At 71.7% G+C, this 16,631-nt stretch carries 20 protein-coding genes; 1 reads left to right on the top strand and 19 read right to left on the bottom strand.

Going from position 1 to position 16,631, the window contains the following annotated elements; genetic code table 11:
• Positions 1 to 4 precede the first annotated feature (4 nt).
• Complete coding sequence (locus ASF78_RS20900; RefSeq protein WP_056594312.1) at positions 5 to 454, top strand: nitroreductase/quinone reductase family protein; 450 nt, start codon at positions 5 to 7, stop codon at positions 452 to 454.
• Here ASF78_RS20900 and nagA read toward each other — a convergent pair.
• The 19 genes from nagA to prfA form a co-directional block, all read right to left on the bottom strand.
• Positions 451 to 1,653 (bottom strand): N-acetylglucosamine-6-phosphate deacetylase, encoded by a 1,203-nt coding sequence (nagA, locus tag ASF78_RS20895; RefSeq protein WP_056594309.1) that lies wholly within the window; start codon positions 1,651 to 1,653, stop codon positions 451 to 453. The genes ASF78_RS20900 and nagA overlap by 4 nt on opposite strands.
• Positions 1,632 to 2,111 (bottom strand): hypothetical protein, encoded by a 480-nt coding sequence (locus ASF78_RS20890; RefSeq protein ID WP_056594306.1) that lies wholly within the window; start codon positions 2,109 to 2,111, stop codon positions 1,632 to 1,634. Before ASF78_RS20890 ends, nagA begins: the two co-directional genes overlap by 22 nt.
• Positions 2,108 to 3,445, bottom strand: a complete 1,338-nt coding sequence (locus ASF78_RS22880) for a YndJ family transporter (RefSeq protein ID WP_082495275.1) — start codon at positions 3,443 to 3,445, stop codon at positions 2,108 to 2,110. Before ASF78_RS22880 ends, ASF78_RS20890 begins: the two co-directional genes overlap by 4 nt.
• Positions 3,442 to 4,089: a TetR/AcrR family transcriptional regulator gene (locus ASF78_RS20880; protein ID WP_056594303.1), complete on the bottom strand. Its 648-nt coding sequence runs from the start codon at positions 4,087 to 4,089 to the stop codon at positions 3,442 to 3,444. The genes ASF78_RS22880 and ASF78_RS20880 overlap by 4 nt, the downstream gene beginning before the upstream one ends.
• A 60-nt stretch (positions 4,090 to 4,149) precedes the next feature.
• A complete protein-coding gene (gene nucS, locus ASF78_RS20875; protein ID WP_056594301.1) occupies positions 4,150 to 4,845 on the bottom strand; it encodes an endonuclease NucS in 696 nt (231 codons plus the stop codon).
• Positions 4,846 to 4,866: 21 nt separating this feature from the next.
• The gene (locus ASF78_RS20870) at positions 4,867 to 5,274 is read right to left on the bottom strand and encodes a DUF2550 family protein (protein ID WP_082495266.1); all 408 of its coding nucleotides are present in this window, start codon (positions 5,272 to 5,274) and stop codon (positions 4,867 to 4,869) included.
• Between the two features lie 13 nt (positions 5,275 to 5,287).
• On the bottom strand, positions 5,288 to 5,581 hold the full coding sequence (locus ASF78_RS20865; protein WP_056594287.1) for a F0F1 ATP synthase subunit epsilon: 294 nt from the start codon (positions 5,579 to 5,581) through the stop codon (positions 5,288 to 5,290).
• Positions 5,582 to 5,660: 79 nt separating this feature from the next.
• On the bottom strand, positions 5,661 to 7,148 hold the full coding sequence (gene atpD / locus ASF78_RS20860) for a F0F1 ATP synthase subunit beta (protein ID WP_056594285.1): 1,488 nt from the start codon (positions 7,146 to 7,148) through the stop codon (positions 5,661 to 5,663).
• A gap of 35 nt (positions 7,149 to 7,183) precedes the next feature.
• The gene (locus ASF78_RS20855) at positions 7,184 to 8,077 is read right to left on the bottom strand and encodes a F0F1 ATP synthase subunit gamma (protein ID WP_056594282.1); all 894 of its coding nucleotides are present in this window, start codon (positions 8,075 to 8,077) and stop codon (positions 7,184 to 7,186) included.
• Position 8,078: 1 nt separating this feature from the next.
• Positions 8,079 to 9,707, bottom strand: coding sequence for a F0F1 ATP synthase subunit alpha (gene atpA, locus ASF78_RS20850; RefSeq protein ID WP_056594280.1), 1,629 nt, complete (start codon positions 9,705 to 9,707; stop codon positions 8,079 to 8,081).
• An 81-nt stretch (positions 9,708 to 9,788) separates the two neighbouring features.
• The gene (locus ASF78_RS20845) at positions 9,789 to 10,601 is read right to left on the bottom strand and encodes a F0F1 ATP synthase subunit delta (protein ID WP_056594277.1); all 813 of its coding nucleotides are present in this window, start codon (positions 10,599 to 10,601) and stop codon (positions 9,789 to 9,791) included.
• On the bottom strand, positions 10,601 to 11,146 hold the full coding sequence (locus ASF78_RS20840) for a F0F1 ATP synthase subunit B (RefSeq protein ID WP_235518749.1): 546 nt from the start codon (positions 11,144 to 11,146) through the stop codon (positions 10,601 to 10,603). Before ASF78_RS20840 ends, ASF78_RS20845 begins: the two co-directional genes overlap by 1 nt.
• Before the next feature lie 38 nt (positions 11,147 to 11,184).
• On the bottom strand, positions 11,185 to 11,391 hold the full coding sequence (atpE, locus tag ASF78_RS20835) for an ATP synthase F0 subunit C (RefSeq protein WP_055918092.1): 207 nt from the start codon (positions 11,389 to 11,391) through the stop codon (positions 11,185 to 11,187).
• 88 nt (positions 11,392 to 11,479) lie between these two features.
• The gene (atpB, locus tag ASF78_RS20830) at positions 11,480 to 12,202 is read right to left on the bottom strand and encodes a F0F1 ATP synthase subunit A (RefSeq protein ID WP_156374276.1); all 723 of its coding nucleotides are present in this window, start codon (positions 12,200 to 12,202) and stop codon (positions 11,480 to 11,482) included.
• A 242-nt stretch (positions 12,203 to 12,444) separates the two neighbouring features.
• Entirely contained in the window at positions 12,445 to 12,876 is a 432-nt protein-coding gene (locus ASF78_RS20825; RefSeq protein WP_056594271.1) for a hypothetical protein, read from the bottom strand.
• Positions 12,873 to 13,997, bottom strand: a complete 1,125-nt coding sequence (locus ASF78_RS20820; protein ID WP_056594268.1) for a glycosyltransferase family 4 protein — start codon at positions 13,995 to 13,997, stop codon at positions 12,873 to 12,875. Before ASF78_RS20820 ends, ASF78_RS20825 begins: the two co-directional genes overlap by 4 nt.
• Positions 13,994 to 14,644 (bottom strand): L-threonylcarbamoyladenylate synthase, encoded by a 651-nt coding sequence (locus tag ASF78_RS20815; RefSeq protein ID WP_056594265.1) that lies wholly within the window; start codon positions 14,642 to 14,644, stop codon positions 13,994 to 13,996. Before ASF78_RS20815 ends, ASF78_RS20820 begins: the two co-directional genes overlap by 4 nt.
• A complete protein-coding gene (gene prmC, locus ASF78_RS20810; protein ID WP_056594262.1) occupies positions 14,641 to 15,528 on the bottom strand; it encodes a peptide chain release factor N(5)-glutamine methyltransferase in 888 nt (295 codons plus the stop codon). Before prmC ends, ASF78_RS20815 begins: the two co-directional genes overlap by 4 nt.
• On the bottom strand, positions 15,525 to 16,613 hold the full coding sequence (prfA, locus tag ASF78_RS20805) for a peptide chain release factor 1 (RefSeq protein WP_056594257.1): 1,089 nt from the start codon (positions 16,611 to 16,613) through the stop codon (positions 15,525 to 15,527). The genes prmC and prfA overlap by 4 nt, the downstream gene beginning before the upstream one ends.
• Between the last annotated feature and the right edge of the window lie 18 nt (positions 16,614 to 16,631).

Genomic DNA, 16,631 nt, shown 5'->3' with positions numbered 1-16,631 from the left:
GCCGATGACGAGCCCCGCGCTGCCGCCCCAGTGGTTCATCCGGGTCGCCTGGCGCGTGCACCGCGGTCTCTACCGCATCAGCGGCGGCCGGTTCCTGTGGGAACCGTCGAACAAGCGCGGCTACGGCGCGCTGCGGCTGACCACGACCGGGCGGACCTCCGGGCAGGAGCGCAGCGTCATCCTCGGCTACCTCCAGGACGGTCCGAACCTGGTCACGCTCGCGATGAACGGCTGGATCGAGGGGCACCCCGCGTGGTGGCTCAACCTCCAGGCGCAGCCCGAGGCTGTCGTCCGCCTGGACGGCGAGGAGCCCCGCCCGGTCCGCGCGCACGCCGCCGAGGGGGCGGAGCACGACCGGCTGTGGGCGGTGTGGACCGCGGTCAACCCGAAGCTCGACGCCTATGCCGCGACGCGGACGACGGTGACTCCGGTGGTCGTGCTCGCGCCCCGCTAGACCCAGGCTCCGCCGCGCAGGACGCGCAGCGGTGCGAGGTCGGCGTCCGTGACCACGAGGTCGGCGCGCCGGCCCGCCGCGAGCGCACCGAGATCGCGGCGACCGAGCACGTCGGCCGGCACCGTGGCGGCGGCGAGCACCGCGTCCTCGAGCGGGATCCCCGCTGCGACGACGTTCCGCACCACGTCGAGCAGGTGCGCGACTCCCCCGGCGATCGCGCCGGTCTCGTCGGCGATTCGCGCGACCCCGTCGGCCACCCGCACGGACATCGGACCGAGCCGGTACTCGCCGTCGGGCATCCCGGCGGCGGCCATGGCGTCGGTGACCAGCGCGATCGCGCCCGCACCGACGAGGTCGAACACCGAGCGGACCGTCCCGTCGGCCAGGTGCGTGCCGTCGGCGACCAGCTCGACGACCAGCTCCCCGCGCGCCGCGGCGGCCAGGCACGCGGCGACCGGACCCGGGTCGCGGTGGTGCAGCGGGCGCATGCCGTTGAACAGGTGCGTCGCTGTCAGCCTGCCGTTGGACCGGGACGCCAGCAGGTCGAACCCGCGGTCGACGGCATCGTCGACCTGCTCGGCGGACGCGTCGGTGTGCCCGATCGACGGGACCGCGCCGACGTCGACCAGGGCGGCGACGACCTCGTCGGCCCCCGGCACCTCCGGCGCCACGGTCATGGTGACCAGGTGACCGTGCGCCGCCTCCGCGAGCCGGCGGACCAGCTCGGGGTCGCCGTCGAGCATGTCCGCCGGGTTCTGCGCTCCGCACCTGGCCGCCGACAGGAACGGACCCTCGAGGTGGATGCCGACGATCTCCCCCGCGTCCGCCAGCTCCGCGAGGACGGCGGTCCGCCGCAGGAGGACCTCCGGCGGGGCTGTGACCAGCGACGCGACCAGGCTCGTCGTGCCGTGCCGGCGGTGCTCGTCGACGGCGCGCTGCGCGTCCGCGGCGTCGGCGGCGTCCGGGAAGCTCGCGCCACCGCCCCCGTGGCAGTGCAGGTCGACCAGGCCCGGGAGGATCGTCGTCCCGCTCGGCTCCGGTGCTGCCCACCCCGCCGGCAGCCGGTCGGCCGGGCCGACCCAGACGATCGTGGCGTCGTCGACGACCACGACACCGTCGTCGAGCACTCCCCGAGGGGTGACGAGCCGACCGCGCAGGACCAGGGGGGTGTCGGTGCTCACGGGCCAATCTTTCCCCATGGCAGAGCCGCTCCTTGCACGTCCGACCAGGGCACCGCCCGGGCGTGCGCGCGTCCCGACCACCAGCGGGCCCCACCGGCTCCGACAGCCCCCTCTGCAGCAGCGACGAACCACGCCCAGCCGGTGATCCCGAGCATGCCCCACCATCCGCACAGCGTCATCGCCAGGAGTGCGCCGACGGACGCGAACACAAGGACGTGAACCCCCTCGCGACGCTGGCCGCTCAGCAGCCTGGCTGCGAGCAGGCCCGCCGGGAACCCGACCACGGCGATCAGCAGGGCGGCGATCGTCGCCACGGCCGGGAAGTACGCCAGGGCGGCCGCCACCACCGACCCGGCGGCCACGTCCGACCCCATGACGGCGTAGGCGACGGCGAGACCGAGCAGGTTGACGACGACCAGGACGGCCAGGCAGCGCGCGCACAGCACCGCGATCGCGCGCGGTCCACGGACGCTCATGACGGGCTCCCGACGGAGCGTCGGTCCTCAGCGAGCACCCGACGGGCGCCACGCGCGAGCAGCCGCAGGTAGGCGCGCTGCCCGACCACGGTGAGCGGGCCGGCGAGCCGCACCCACCAGCGATCCGGCACGGAGAAGGCCGTCACGACGAACCAGAGGTCCCCGGCGTCGTCGCGCTCGACGGTGAACGCCTCCTCCCCCCGGAAGACATGTCCGGCGACGGTGCCGTACCCGAAGCCGACGCGGTCCGTGGTCCGCTCGACCCAGACGACCTCGCAGGGCTCCGACAAGCGCACCGGCAAAACCCCGATCCGACTGACCACGCGCACGCCGGGCGCGGCCTCCGGCCCGTCCCGCAGGAGCTCGATCCTCGCGGCCGCGTGCACCTGCCAGGTCAGCAGCGCGTCGCCGACCACGTCCACGTCGCGCGCAGTCGACCCGGGCGCCAGCAGGTGCCGCACCCGCAGGTGCCGGTAGCCGGCAGGCAGCGGACCGCCCTGGGTCGCGCCGACCTCCGCGTAGGTGAGGCCGGACGGCTCGGGCGGGGTCGGGAGGAGCCGCAGCCCGAGCAGCGTGCACAGCACGAACCCCAGCGCGTTCGCGACGCCGTGGGTCGCGACCATCCACGACAGGCTCGGGTGCGTCAGACCGGTCACCTCTCCCACCGCCCACCAGAGCGCGAGGAGCATCGACAGCGCGATCGTCACCGCACCGAGCCTCAGGAGCGCCCGCGCCCGGGAGCCGCCGAGGCCCACGGTCGCCGCCGCCGCGCACCACAGCCCGACCGTGAGGACCACGGCCCCGACCAGCTCGGCGGCGTCCGAGACGAAGTAGCCCGCCAGCACCAGGAGCACGCCGGTCGGTGCCGCGGTCGCCGCCACCCGCGTGAGGGGGGTGACCGTCACCTGCGCGACCAGGCCGACCACGAGGCACGCCCCGAACCCGGCGAACAGCATGTGCGGGACGGTCAGCGCCAGGTAGTCGCCCGAGAACCCGAGCAGACCCCAGCCCGACCTTTCCGCGACGAGCGCGACCCCACCGACCACCGGGGTGGCGAGGGCGACCGCGGTGGAGACCGGCCGGACGGCGAACGCGCACAGCGCCAGCATCGCGGCGGCTGCCGCGAACGGCAGCGCGAGCCCGGCGGCCGCCGAACCGACCGGCAGCCAGACGCTCACCGCCGCGAGCAGCCCGACTAGTGGCCACATCGCGGATCGCGGCCGCGGGACCACCTGGTCTCCGAGCAGCCGCAGCCCGAGGGGCAGGACGACGACGGTGCCGAGCCCGACGACGGCCCGCACGACGTCGACCGCGACCGGGGACAGCTCGCTCATGAGCGCACCGCCCGCACGAGCGCCAGCACGTCGTCGGCGGCACCGCGCAGGACCGGCAGCCGGGACAACCGGACCAGTCGACCGATCAGGGGCGCGATCCCCTCCACCAGGGTCCGCGTCCGGCGCTGGTCCGGTGATCCGTCGTAGACCCAGAAGAGCGTGACCCCGAGCTGCGCCAACCAGAGGAGCTCGGGCAGCTCCTCGCGCAGGCCGGTGGGCACGGCGGGCGACGCACCTTCCACCAGCTCACGGAAGACGTCCTGGCTGAGCTCGCGGGACGCGCCGGACTCCGTCGAGAAGGGGCTCGCGGCCGATCCCGGCCGGATGGCGACCGTCACGAACTCGGCGCCGAACGCGTGGTACTCCGCGAACGCGTCCACCCCCGCCAGCATCACGCCGCGCAGCCGCGCGGTCAGGTCGCCGCCCTGGGCGAGGACCGCGCGCGCGGCGACCGCGTGCTCACGCGTGACGTCGAGGTAGAGCTCCTGGACCAGGTGGTCCTTCGAGGCGAAGTGGTAGTACGCGTTCCCCGTCGCGACGCCCGCCTCCTGCGCGATCGCCCGCATCGTCGTCGCCGCGTACCCGCGCTCGCGGAAGAGCCGAAGGGCGGTGGACCGGACGAGGGCCTTGGTGTCGTCGCTCATGCGTTCAGTTGAACACGTTCAACTGAACATGTTCAAGAGCGCGGCTGTGTGAGATGGGTCTTAGAAGAGCCGTGTGCTGCTGTCGTCGACGCCGCGCATCGTGTCGTAGTCGAGCACGAGGCAGCCGATCCCCCGGTCCGTGGCGAGCACGCGCGCCTGCGGCTTGATCTCCTGCGCCGCGAAGACCCCGCGCACCGGCGCCAGGTGCGGGTCCCGGTTGAGCAGCTCCAGGTAGCGCGTCAGCTGCTCGACGCCGTCGATGTCCCCACGTCGCTTGATCTCGACCGCGACCGTGCCGCCCGCCGGGTCCTTCGCCAGGATGTCCACCGGGCCGATGGCCGTCGGGTACTCCCGGCGCACCAGCGTGTGCCCGGTGCCCAGCAGCAGGATCTGCGCCGCGAGGAGCTCCTGCAGGTGCGCCTCCACGCCGTCCTTGACGAGCCCGGGGTCGACGCCAAGCTCATGCGACGAGTCGTGCAGAACGCCGTACAGGTCGATCTCCAGGCGGTCGTCCGACTTCTGGTGCTGGACGGTCCACACGGCGGTGACACCGGCGGTGCGGGCCTCGTCGGACGGCTCCGACACCGCGAGCGTGCACGGCGGGCTCATCCAGTTCAGCGGCTTGTACGACCCGCCGTCCGAGTGCAGCAGCACGCTGCCGTCGGCCTTCACGACCAGGAGGCGCGTTGCCAGGGGCAGGTGTGCGTTGAGCCGACCGCTGTAGCGGGCCGAGCAGGACGCCACGACGAGGCGCATGGAGAGACTCTTCCCGAGAAGTCAGATGACCGAGCCGACGCGCGACGGCGTCGCCTCGATCCACGACGTGAGGCCGGCGTACGCCTCGGCACTCATCAGCAGGTGGACGGGCTCGCTCTCGGACCCCGGACGGCACGTCACCACCACCTGACCGGCGTACCAGTCGGTGCGCGCGAGGACCTCGAGCCCCACCCGCTGCCACCGCGCGTGCGGCCTGGCCGCGAGCGAGCGGTATCGCCACCAGTAGAGCCGGTCCGCGCCGTACTGGGCGACCCCCGAGGACCAGGGGCCCTCGGCGGTCCGGCCCAGCGCACAGTGGAACGACCCGACCCGACGGTTCAGGGTGTGCACCCGGGAGAACCAGACGGCGACGACGGCGAGCAGCACCACGACGATCACACTCAGGAGTGCGACGACGTGTCCGCTCACCGTCTCGGCGCCCTCAGTGCGTGGCGGGCGACGTCGCGGGGCGAGCGCCCTCGACGACGTTGTCGGCGACGATGGTCAGGTGGTTCGAGTCGAAGGACAGGAACCCGCCCTCGACCTGCCAGCGCTTCGGCTCGCCGCCCCCGACCGGGAACACGCGGAGCTCGCCGGGCTGGAGCACGGACAGCACGGGCTCGTGACCGGCCAGGATGCCGATCTCGCCCTCCCCGGCCTTGGCCGAGACCATGCGGGCGGTGCCGGACCAGAGCTTTCCGGCGGTGGCGACGAGCTCGACCTCGATGTCAGCCACGAGACCCTCCTTCGATGATGTGCGGGACTAGGACGAGCACAGTGGGGCGGGGCGTGATCGTCGCCCCGCCCCACTGTCATCAGACGCCGTAGTCCTTCTGGATGCGGGCCCAGTTGCGCTCGAGGTCCTCGAGGCCACCGATGTTGAAGAACGCCTGCTCGGAGATGTGGTCGAACTCGCCGTCGGCGATCTTGCCGAAGGCCTCGACCGTCTCCGTGAGCGGGACCGTCGAGCCGACGACGCCGGTGAACTTCTCGGCCATGTACGTGTTCTGCGAGAGGAACTGCTGAATACGACGGGCGCGTGCCACGACCGTCTTGTCCTCCTCCGACAGCTCGTCGACACCGAGGATCGCGATGATGTCCTGGAGCTCCTTGTTGCGCTGCAGGATCGACTTCACGCGCGTCGCGGCGTCGTAGTGCGCCTGGCCGACGTAGCGCGGGTCGAGGATGCGGCTCGTCGACGTCAGCGGGTCCACGGCCGGGTACAGGCCGCGCGACGCGATCTCACGGGACAGCGCCGTCGTCGCGTCGAGGTGCGCGAACGTCGTGGCCGGGGCCGGGTCGGTGTAGTCGTCGGCGGGCACGTAGATCGCCTGCAGCGAGGTGATCGAGTGACCACGCGTCGAGGTGATGCGCTCCTGGAGGAGGCCCATCTCGTCGGCGAGGTTCGGCTGGTAGCCGACCGCGGACGGCATGCGGCCGAGCAGCGTCGACACCTCGGAACCGGCCTGCGTGAACCGGAAGATGTTGTCGATGAAGAGCAGCACGTCCTGCTTCTGCACGTCGCGGAAGTACTCGGCCATCGTCAGCGCCGACAGAGCGACCCGCAGACGCGTGCCCGGCGGCTCGTCCATCTGGCCGAAGACGAGCGCCGTCTTGTCGAAGACGCCGGCCTCCTCCATCTCGACGATGAGGTCGTTGCCCTCACGGGTGCGCTCGCCGACACCGGCGAACACCGACACACCACCGTGGTTGAGCGCGACGCGCTGGATCATCTCCTGGATGAGGACCGTCTTGCCGACGCCCGCACCACCGAAGAGTCCGATCTTCCCGCCGAGCACGTACGGCGTCAGCAGGTCGATGACCTTGATGCCGGTCTCGAACATCTCGGTCTTGCTCTCGAGCTGGTCGAAGGCCGGGGGCTTGCGGTGGATGGGCCAGCGCTCGGTGATCTCGAGCTTCTCGCCCTCCTTGAGGTTGAGCACCTCGCCGATGACGTTGAAGACGTGACCCTTGGTGATGTCGCCGACGGGCACGCTGATCGCCTCGCCGGTGTCGCGCACGAGCGCGCCGCGGACCAGGCCGTCGGTCGGCTTCAGCGCGATGGCGCGGATGAGCGAGTCGCCGAGGTGCTGGGCGACCTCGAGCGTCATCGTCGTGACGCCCTCGGCCTCGCCCTCACCCTGCGTCGACAGGTCGATGTCGACCTTGAGCGCGTTGTAGATCTCCGGGATCTGGTCGGACGGGAACTCGATGTCGACGACGGGGCCGATGACCCGCGCGACCCGACCCACGCCAGGACCGGACGCGTGCTCGACGGCAGCTTCGGTAGTGGTAGCAGTCATGGTGTTTCTCCGGTTCGTCTGTGGGGACGTAGTCGTCAGGAGGCGAGCGCGTCGGCGCCCGACACGATCTCGCTGATCTCCTGGGTGATCTCGGCCTGGCGGGCCTGGTTGGCGAGCCGGGTGTACATGCGCACCAGGTCCTCGGCGTTGTCGGTCGCGGTGTGCATCGCGCGCTGCCGGGCAGCGAGCTCGGAGGCCGCCGCCTGCAGGAGGCAGGTGTAGATGCGGCTGCGCACGTACATCGGCAGCAGCGCGTCGAGCACGGCCTCCGGGGACGGCTCGAACTCGTACAGCGGCGGGATCTCGTTCTCGTCGCGCGCCTCGACGCCCTCGACGATCTCGAGCGGCAGGAGCCGGATGACCCGCGGGGACTGCGACACCATGTTCCGGAAGTGCGTGAACACGACGTGCAGCTCCGCGACGCCGCCCTCGTCGACCGGCGCCTCGAACGCCGCGAGCAGCGTCTCGGCGATGTCGGCGGCCGTCTCGACGGACGGGGCGTCCGAGTTGCCCGCCCACTGCTGCGCGAGCTCGCGACCACGGAAGGTGTAGTACGAGATGGCACGGCGGCCGACGGCGTAGACGATCGGCTCGAAGCCCTGCTCGGTGAGGCGACCGATGAGGCGCTCGGCCTCCCGGATCGCGCTCGCCGAGTAGGCACCGGCCATGCCGCGGTCCGACGTGACGACCAGGACCGCGACCCGCTTGGTGTCCGTCCGCTCGGTGACGAGCGGGTGGGTCACGTTCGAGTGCGTGGCCACGGCCGACACCGCACGGGTCAGCGCACGGGAGTACGGCGTCGCCGCCGTCACCCGGTCACGCGCCTTGCCGATGCGCGAGGCGGCGATGAGCTCCATCGCACGGAAGATCTTCTTCAGCGACTCTGTCGACCGGATCCGCTGCCGGTAGACGCGCTGCTGACCTGCCACGTCAGCCCTTCTTCTGCCGGACGATCTGCTCCTGCTCGATCTCGACCTCGGCGCCGTCGTCGGACGAGCCGACCAGCGTCGTGCCGTCGCCCACCAGGAACCCGTTCCGGAACTCGTCGACCGCGTACCCGAGCGCCTTCTCGGTGTCGTCGTCGAGCTTGCCGGACGACGCGATCGTCGAGAGCACCTCGGTGTTGCGGCGCAGGTGGTCGAGCAGCTCCGTCTCGAACCGGCGCACGTCGGCGATCGGGACGTCGTCCAGCTTGCCCTTGGTGCCGGCCCAGATGGATGCGACCTGGTCCTCGACCGGGTACGGGGAGTACTGCGCCTGCTTGAGCAGCTCCATGAGGCGGGCGCCACGGGTCAGCTGGGCGCGCGAGGCGGCGTCGAGGTCGGACGCGAACATCGCGAACGCCTCGAGAGACCGGAACTGCGCGAGGTCCAGCTTCAGCGTGCCGGAGACCGACTTCATGGCCTTGACCTGCGCGGCACCACCGACGCGGGACACCGAGATGCCGACGTCGACGGCCGGGCGCTGGTCCGCGTTGAACAGGTCGGACTGCAGGAAGATCTGGCCGTCGGTGATGGAGATGACGTTGGTCGGGATGTACGCCGACACGTCGTTGGCCTTGGTCTCGATGACCGGGAGACCCGTCATCGAGCCGCCGCCCAGCTCGTCCGAGAGCTTGGCACAACGCTCCAGCAGACGGGAGTGCAGGTAGAAGACGTCACCGGGGTACGCCTCGCGGCCCGGCGGGCGACGCAGCAGCAGCGACACGGCACGGTAGGCCTCGGCCTGCTTCGACAGGTCGTCGAACACGATGAGGACGTGCTTGCCCTGGTACATCCAGTGCTGGCCGATGGCCGAGCCGGTGTAGGGCGCGAGGTACTTGAAGCCGGCCGGGTCGGACGCGGGGGCCGCGACGATCGTCGTGTACTCGAGCGCGCCGGCCTCCTCCAGGGCGCCGCGGATGGCGGCGATGGTGGAGCCCTTCTGACCGATGGCGACGTAGATGCAGCGGACCTGCTTGGACTCGTCGCCCGACTCCCAGTTGGCCTTCTGGTTGATGATCGTGTCGATCGCGATCGCCGTCTTGCCCGTCTGGCGGTCACCGATGATCAGCTGGCGCTGGCCACGGCCGATCGGGATCATCGCGTCGATGGCCTTGAGGCCGGTCTGCAGGGGCTCGTGCACGCTCTTGCGCGCCATGACGCCGGGGGCCTGCAGCTCGAGGGCGCGGCGGCCCTCGGTCGCGAGCTCGCCCAGACCGTCGATGGGCTGGCCCAGCGGGTCGACGACGCGGCCGAGGTAGCCGTCACCGATCGGGACGGAGAGCACCTCGCCCGTGCGGCGGACCTCCTGGCCCTCCTCGATGCCCGTGAACTCACCCAGCACGACGACGCCGATCTCGCGGACGTCGAGGTTGAGCGCGAGGCCGAGCGTGCCGTCCTCGAACCGCAGCAGCTCGTTCGCCATCGCGCCCGGGAGGCCCTCGACCTGCGCGATGCCGTCGGCCGTCAGGGTCACGCGGCCGACCTCTTCGGAGACCACGCCCGTCGGCTCGTAGGACTTCACGAAGCTGTCCAGCGCGGCCCGGATCTCGTCCGGCCGGATCGTCAGCTCAGCCATTGCTCTTCTCCTGTCGTGACCGCCGGTCGGGCGGTCGTACGTTCGTGCACGTCGTTCAAGGGACCGGCCGGGGGCCGATTCTCAGCTGGCAAGTCGTCGTCGTGCGTCGGCGAGCCTGGCGAGCACGGTCGAGTCGACCACGTCCGCGCCCACCTGGATGCGCAGTCCCCCGATGATCGCGGGGTCCACCGTCACGTTGAGCTGCAGGTCCTGCCCGTACTCCTGCTGCAGCAGGGCGCCGAGGCGGTCCAGCTGCGCCTGCGAGAGCTCGCTGCCGGACGTCACGGACGCCACGAGGCGTTCGCGCCGCGCCGCGGCGAGGTCGCCCACGAGGCCGAGCGTCGCGACGAAGCGGCGACCGCGCGGGGACGCGGCCGCTCGCCGTGCCACCGCGAGGGTGGCGTCGGTGACCTTGCCGCGCAGCAGGTTCTCCGCGAGGTCGGCCCGCTTGTCGCCGGGGACCCGCGGGTCGAACAGTGCCTGGCGGACCTCACGCTGACCGACGAGCGACCGCGTGATGCGGAACAGCTCGTCCTCGACCCGCTCGAGCTCCTTTCCGGCCTGCGCCGACGCGAGCACCGCGTCGAAGCCGAGCCGCTCGACGGCCTCGATGAGGTCCTCGGCGGACGACCAGCGTGCCTTCACCAGGTCGGACACCGCGTCGACGACGCGGGCGTCGAGCCGGCCGAGCACGCTCGAGACCAGTCCGGCCTTGGCGTCGCCGTCGATGGCGGGGTCCGACAGGGTCCGCCGCAGCGAGCCCGAGGAGTCCAGGGCGTCGACGACGGCGAACAGCTGCTCGCCGAGCGTGATCCCCTGCGCACCCGCCGCGGACAGCACCGGCTCGAACCGGTGCTGTGCCGCGCCGAGCGACGCGAGACTCGTGCCGCGCATCAGTTCTCCTTGCCGGCAGTCGTCGTCGCCGAGGCCTCGAGCTCCGCGAGGAAGCGGTCGACGACCCGCGACTGGCGGGCGGAGTCCTCGAGGGACTCGCCGACGATCTTCGAGGCCAGCTCGGTGGCGAGCGCACCCACGTCGTTGCGCAGCGAGACCGCCGCCTGCTGACGCTCGGCCTCGATCTGGCGCTGGGCCGTCTCGACCGTGCGCGCAGCCTCGGCCGCCGCCTTCGCCTTGAGCTCGGTGACGATGGCACCACCCTCCGCGCGGGCGGCCTCCTTGATGCGGGCGGCCTCGGTGCGGGCGTCGGCGAGCTGCTGCTCGTACTCCGCGCGCAGCTCGGCTGCCTCGGCCTGTGCGGTCTCCGCGTGCTTGAGACCGCCTTCGATCTTCTCCGCGCGCTCGTCGAGGACGGCCTGGAACTTCGGCAGGGCGTACTTGATGAACACGACGGCGATGATCACCACGATCACCAACGACCAGACGATGTCGTAGGTGTGCGGGAGGAGGGGGTTGACCTCCTCGACTTCCTCAGCAGCCACCACCGCGCTGTGCGCGGCAGCGACGAGCGGCGCGGTGATCACAGGAAGAACGGGGTGGCGATGGCCAGGAGGGCGAGGATCTCGATGAAGGCCAGGCCGACGAACATGGTCGAGCGGAGCTGGCCGGCCATCTCGGGCTGACGCGCCATGCCCTCGATCGTCTTGCCGAACAGGATGCCGAGGCCGATGCCGGGGCCGATGGCCGCGAGACCGTATCCGACGAGAGCGAGTCCGGTGATTTCCACGGGGTGGTTCCTTTCATCTGCGCGCCGCGCGGCGCGTCCGGTCAGGGGCGACGGTCCGGGGATCAGCCCGTCGCGGTGAGGCTGTCGATCAGTGCTCTTCGGTGATCGACATCTGCAGGTAGACGGCGGTCAGGATCGAGAACACGTACGCCTGCAGGGCGGCCACGAAGACCTCGAGCAGGAAGAAGGCGAAGCCGGCGACGAACGTCACGGCGCCGAACGCCTTGACCGCACCGGACGCCTCGAAGAACAGGAACGAGGTCGCCGCGAAGCACAGGGCGAGCAGCAGGTGGCCGGCCATCATGTTGGCCAGGAGCCGGATGACCAGGGTCGCCGGGCGCAGGATGAAGACCTGCAGCGCCTCGACCGGGGTCAGCAGGATGTAGATCGGCCACGGGACACCGGGCGGGAACAGGCTGTGCTTGAGGTACCCGCCGACGCCGAACTTCTTGACGCCCTGCCACAGGTACAGGAAGTACACCCACAGGGCGAAGATGATCGGCAGGCCGATCACGGACGTTCCCGCGATGTTCAGGAACGGGATCACACCCGTGATGTTGAAGAAGAAGACGGCGAAGAAGATCGTCGTGATGATCGAGACGTACTTCTTGCCGTCCTTCTCACCGAGGATCTCGTACGCGATCGAGTTCCGGCAGAAGTCCAGACCCATCTCGAGGATGCTCTGGAACCGGCCCGGGACCAGCTTGGCCCGGCGGGCGCCGATGATGAAGATGAGCATGAGCGCGACGACGGCGATCAGCCGGACCAGGATGATCCGGTTGATCTCGAACGGCGTCCCCTCGAACCAGATGGCCGGCGGGAAGAAGTCGGCGAGCGAGGGGGGATGGAAGCCGCCGCCGCCGTCTTCTTCCGCGGCGAGCGGCAGGATCGTCGCAAGGCTGAACAGGGCGGTCTCCTGTGGTCGTGTGCGCCGAGTGCCGCATCAGTGCGGGCACGAGCACGGCGCCGGGCCGTCTTGGATGGCGAAAGCCTAACCTATGGACGGGCTTGGTCTGGACCCGCGACGGGTGCCTGCGAGGGCCCCGGAAGCCCCTACGCCTCGAAGTACCCGACCCGCCCGCGCTGCACCGCACGGGCGTCCAGGACGGCCGACCCGATGACCCCCGCGATGGACACCAGGAACAGCACCTGCGGGTTGTAGAAGTCGAACTGCTTGAGGATCACGAGCACCACGATGACGACGACCAGCTTGCCCAGCCAGGCGCCCATGATCACCGCCATCATCGTGGTCGGCGCCGAGTGGGCCGTCTTCAGGACCGAGATCACGGTCGTCCCGGAGAAGATCAGCGCGATGCCCACACCGATCAGCGCACCCCAGACGCCGGCCATGCCGTCGACCAGGTAGCCGATGCCGACGCCGAGCACGGTCAGCACGCCGAGGAGCACGAGCATGTCCCGCAGCGACTGGCGGAAGACCGCCTCGTTGCCGGTAGCCGGGGTCGGCGTGTGTTCAGCGGTGGTCATCGGACGGCCTCCAGAGGCGGTGTGGCGGACCGGCCGCGCAGCGGTCCGAGCGTCAGCAGGGTGGCGACGAGCACGGCGACGCCGAACGTGATGAGGACGACGGTGGTCTCCCACCGGACCAGGGCGGCGACCCCGAAGGCGAACACCGCGGTCCAGACGTACATGATCGCGACCGCGCGGCGGTGCGAGTGGCCCAGCTGCAGCATGCGGTGGTGCAGGTGCATGCGGTCCGGGTGGAAGGGGGACTTGCCGGCACCGACCCGGCGGATGATCGCGAGCCCCATGTCGAGCAGCGGGAGCAGGAGCACCGCGAACGGCAGGAGCATCGGCAGGAAGGCGGGGAACCGCTGGCGCTGGAGCACCTCGTCGGGGTCGATCTGCCCCGTCACGTAGATCGCGGCGGCGCTGAAGACGAAGCCGAGCAGCATGGCGCCCGAGTCGCCCATGAAGATGCGGGCGGGGTAGACGTTGTGCGGCAGGAACCCCACGCACGCGCCCACCAGCACGGCGAGGACGAGCGCGGCGAGGTTGGCGTTGGCGTACGCGCCGGGGTTGGCACCCTCGGTCAGCAGGTAGGCGTAGAGGAAGAACGCCGTCCCGCCGATCGCGAGCACGCCGGCCGCGAGCCCGTCCAGGCCGTCGACGAAGTTCACCGCGTTCATGGCGATGACCACGGTGAGCACGGTGAGGAACATCATCACCCGCGTGGAGCCGACGGTCTGGTAGCTGCCGATGGGCAGCTGGTAGAGCTGGACGCCCTGCCACGCGAGGAACCCGCCGGCCAGCACCTGGCCCATGAGCTTGGTGAGCCAGTCGAGGTCCCAGATGTCGTCGGCGACCCCGAGCGCGCACACGATCGCGGCACCGCCCATGATGCCGATGATCGGCCGGGGGTTGGCGTAGACGCCGTCGAGGAACGGGAGGTTGCTGCACATGAGGACCGCGACGAGCATGCCCGCGAACATCGCCATGCCGCCGAGTCGCGGCGTCGGGATCGCGTGCACGTCACGGTCGCGGACGGCCGTGATGGCCCCCCAGCGCAGCGCGCACCAGCGCGCCAGCGGCGTCATCAGGTACGCCACCGTGGCGGCGATGAGCAGGGCGAGCAGGTAGACCCTCACGCGGCGGGTCCCTCCACCGGCGTGATCTCGTTGAGCTGCTCGACGCCGATCGCCCCGGCGCGCACGAGGCGCAGGGTCGGACCCGTCGCGTCGACGATGGTCGAGGCGACCTGGCCCGGGGCGTCGCCGCCGTCGAGGTAGACCGCGACGGAGTCGCCGAGCTGGTCGTAGGCACCCTGCGCGGTCACGGCCGCGGGCGAGCCCGTGGTGTTCGCGCTGGAGACCGCGAGCGGCCCCGTGCGGCGCAGCAGAGCCCGTGCGGTCTCGTGGTCGGGGACGCGCAGCGCGACGGTGCCGCGCGTCTCCCCCAGGTCCCAGGCCAGCGACGGCTGCGCGCGGACGATGAGCGTGAGACCGCCGGGCCAGAACGCCTCGGCGAGGGCGCGCGCGCCGTCGGGCACGTCGGTGGCCAGACCGTCGAGCGTCCGCACGTCGCCGATCAGCACGGGGGGCGGCATCTGGCGGCCGCGGCCCTTGGCGTCCAGGAGCGCCTGCACGGCGGGTGGGGTGAACGCGTCGGCGGCGATGCCGTAGACGGTGTCCGTGGGGAGGACGACGAGTCCCCCGCGGGACAGGACATTGACCGCCTCGTCGAGCGCCGGCCCCCAGGTGGTGGGGTCGCTCGCGGGGGTGATCCGCTCGTTCACGGCGCCGAGTCTGTCACGTGCGGCTGTGCGGCTCGCCGCGCGACGAGCATCCGCGGTCGACCGGTCAGGTCGGGCCGGGACTCGATCGCCTCGAACGCCCCCGTCGCCCGGGCGGCCTCCCGGGCGCCTGCGTCCTGCACCTCGGCGTGCTCCATCACCAGGAGCCCACCGGGGGCGAGCAGGCGGGCGGCCGCACGCAGGACCGCGCGGGGGACGTCCAGCCCGTCGAGACCACCGCCGTAGAGGGCCAGGTCAGGGTCGTGGTCGCGCACCTCCGGGTCCACCGGCTCCGCGTCGGGCGGGATGTAGGGCGGGTTGGCGACGAGGACGTCGACCGTGCCGTCGAGCTCGTGCAGGAGGGCCGGGTCGGCGACGTCGCCGTGCTCGACGCGGAGGTCCGCCTGGACCGCGACGGCGTTGCGGCGCGTCAGGTCGACGGCCTCCACGGACAGGTCGACCGCGACCACGCGTGCGCCGGGGACCTCCGTGGCGACCGACAGGGCGATGCCGCCGGCGCCGCAGCACAGGTCGACGACGAGCGGGTCCGTCAGCCGCGCGGCCTCCTCGATCGCCACCTGCGCGACGACCTCGGTCTCGGGGCGCGGCACGAACACGCCCGGCTCGACCAGCAGCGTCAGGTACCGGAACCCGGTCGAGCCGACCAGGTGCTGCAGCGGCTCACGGTTCCGGCGCCGCTCGACCAGACCGGCGAACTGCTCGGCGAAACCCTCGGGCACGGGCGGTGCGAGAGCGAGCTCCAGCCGGTCCTGCCCGAGCACGTGCGCGGCGAGCGCGGTGGCGTCGTGCCGCGGCGACTGCACCCCGGCGTCGGCCAGGATGCTCGAGGCCCCCTCGACCAGCGCCCGCATGTCCGGGCCGCTCATGCGGAACCCGCCGATGCCAGCCGTGCGGCCTCGTCGGCGTCGATCGCGGACTGCACGACGGGCGCGAGCTCGCCGCCGAGGACCGCGTCGAGGTTGTAGGCCTTGTAGCCCGTGCGGTGGTCGGCGATGCGGTTCTCCGGGAAGTTGTACGTCCGGATGCGCTCGGAGCGGTCGACGGTGCGGACCTGGGACCGGCGGGCCTCGCTCGCGGCGGCGGCGGCCTCCTCCTGGCGGGCGGCCAGGATCCTGGCGCGCAGCACGCGCATGCCGGCCTCGCGGTTCTGGAGCTGCGACTTCTCGTTCTGCATGGACACGACGATGCCCGTGGGCAGGTGCGTGATGCGCACGGCGGAGTCGGTGGTGTTGACGGACTGCCCGCCCGGGCCGGAGGAGCGGTAGACGTCGATGCGCAGGTCGTTCGCGTCGATCGCCACCTCGGCCTCGTCCTCGGCCTCGGGGAACACCAGGACGCCCGCGGCGGAGGTGTGGATCCGGCCCTGCGACTCCGTGACGGGCACCCGCTGGACGCGGTGGACGCCGCCCTCGTACTTCAGGTGCGCCCAGACGCCGTCCTCCGGCGCGACCGTCCCGCGGGCCTTGATCGCGAGCTGCGCGTCCTTGTACCCGCCCAGGTCCGACTCGGTCGCACCGAGCAGCTGCGTCGCCCAGCCCATCTTCTCCGCGTACCGCGTGTACATCCGCAGCAGGTCCGCGGCGAACAGCGCGGACTCCTCGCCGCCCTCCCCCGCCTTGACCTCGAGGATCACGTCACGGGAGTCGTCGGGGTCGCGTGGGATGAGGACCTCGCGGAGCCGCGCGGCCGCGGCGTCGGCGGCCTGCCGGAGCGACGGCAGCTCGGCGGCGAAGCTCTCGTCGACCTCGGCCAGCTCGGCGGCGGCTCCCGCGTCGTCGGACGCGGCCTTCCACGCCGTGTACGCCTGGGCGATGCGGCCGAGCTCGGCGTAGCGACGGCCGAGCCTGCGAGCGTTCGCCGCGTCGGCGTGCACCGCGGGGTCGGCCAGCTGGGCCTCGATCTGCGCGTGCTCGGCGAGCAGCGGCTCGGCGGCGGCGAATGCCTCGCTCATGCGTGGTTCCTTCTGCTG

Source organism: Cellulomonas sp. Leaf334 (assembly GCF_001424195.1).
GTDB lineage: Bacteria > Actinomycetota > Actinomycetes > Actinomycetales > Cellulomonadaceae > Cellulomonas.
Note: the sequence above shows the minus strand (reverse complement) of the source record. Positions and strands in the feature narration are given on the sequence as shown.

Bases quoted from the DNA above. Each gene is read 5' to 3' on its own strand.
- ASF78_RS20900 (WP_056594312.1), top strand. From the start codon at position 5: ATGACGAGCCCCGCGCTGCCGCCCCAGTGGTTCATCCGGGTCGCCTGG.
- nagA (WP_056594309.1), bottom strand. From the start codon at position 1,653: ATGGGGAAAGATTGGCCCGTGAGCACCGACACCCCCCTGGTCCTGCGC.
- ASF78_RS20890 (WP_056594306.1), bottom strand. From the start codon at position 2,111: ATGAGCGTCCGTGGACCGCGCGCGATCGCGGTGCTGTGCGCGCGCTGC.
- ASF78_RS22880 (WP_082495275.1), bottom strand. From the start codon at position 3,445: ATGAGCGAGCTGTCCCCGGTCGCGGTCGACGTCGTGCGGGCCGTCGTC.
- ASF78_RS20880 (WP_056594303.1), bottom strand. From the start codon at position 4,089: ATGAGCGACGACACCAAGGCCCTCGTCCGGTCCACCGCCCTTCGGCTC.
- nucS (WP_056594301.1), bottom strand. From the start codon at position 4,845: ATGCGCCTCGTCGTGGCGTCCTGCTCGGCCCGCTACAGCGGTCGGCTC.
- atpD (WP_056594285.1), bottom strand. From the start codon at position 7,148: ATGACTGCTACCACTACCGAAGCTGCCGTCGAGCACGCGTCCGGTCCT.
- atpA (WP_056594280.1), bottom strand. From the start codon at position 9,707: ATGGCTGAGCTGACGATCCGGCCGGACGAGATCCGGGCCGCGCTGGAC.
- ASF78_RS20845 (WP_056594277.1), bottom strand. From the start codon at position 10,601: ATGCGCGGCACGAGTCTCGCGTCGCTCGGCGCGGCACAGCACCGGTTC.
- ASF78_RS20825 (WP_056594271.1), bottom strand. From the start codon at position 12,876: ATGACCACCGCTGAACACACGCCGACCCCGGCTACCGGCAACGAGGCG.
- prmC (WP_056594262.1), bottom strand. From the start codon at position 15,528: ATGAGCGGCCCGGACATGCGGGCGCTGGTCGAGGGGGCCTCGAGCATC.
- prfA (WP_056594257.1), bottom strand. From the start codon at position 16,613: ATGAGCGAGGCATTCGCCGCCGCCGAGCCGCTGCTCGCCGAGCACGCG.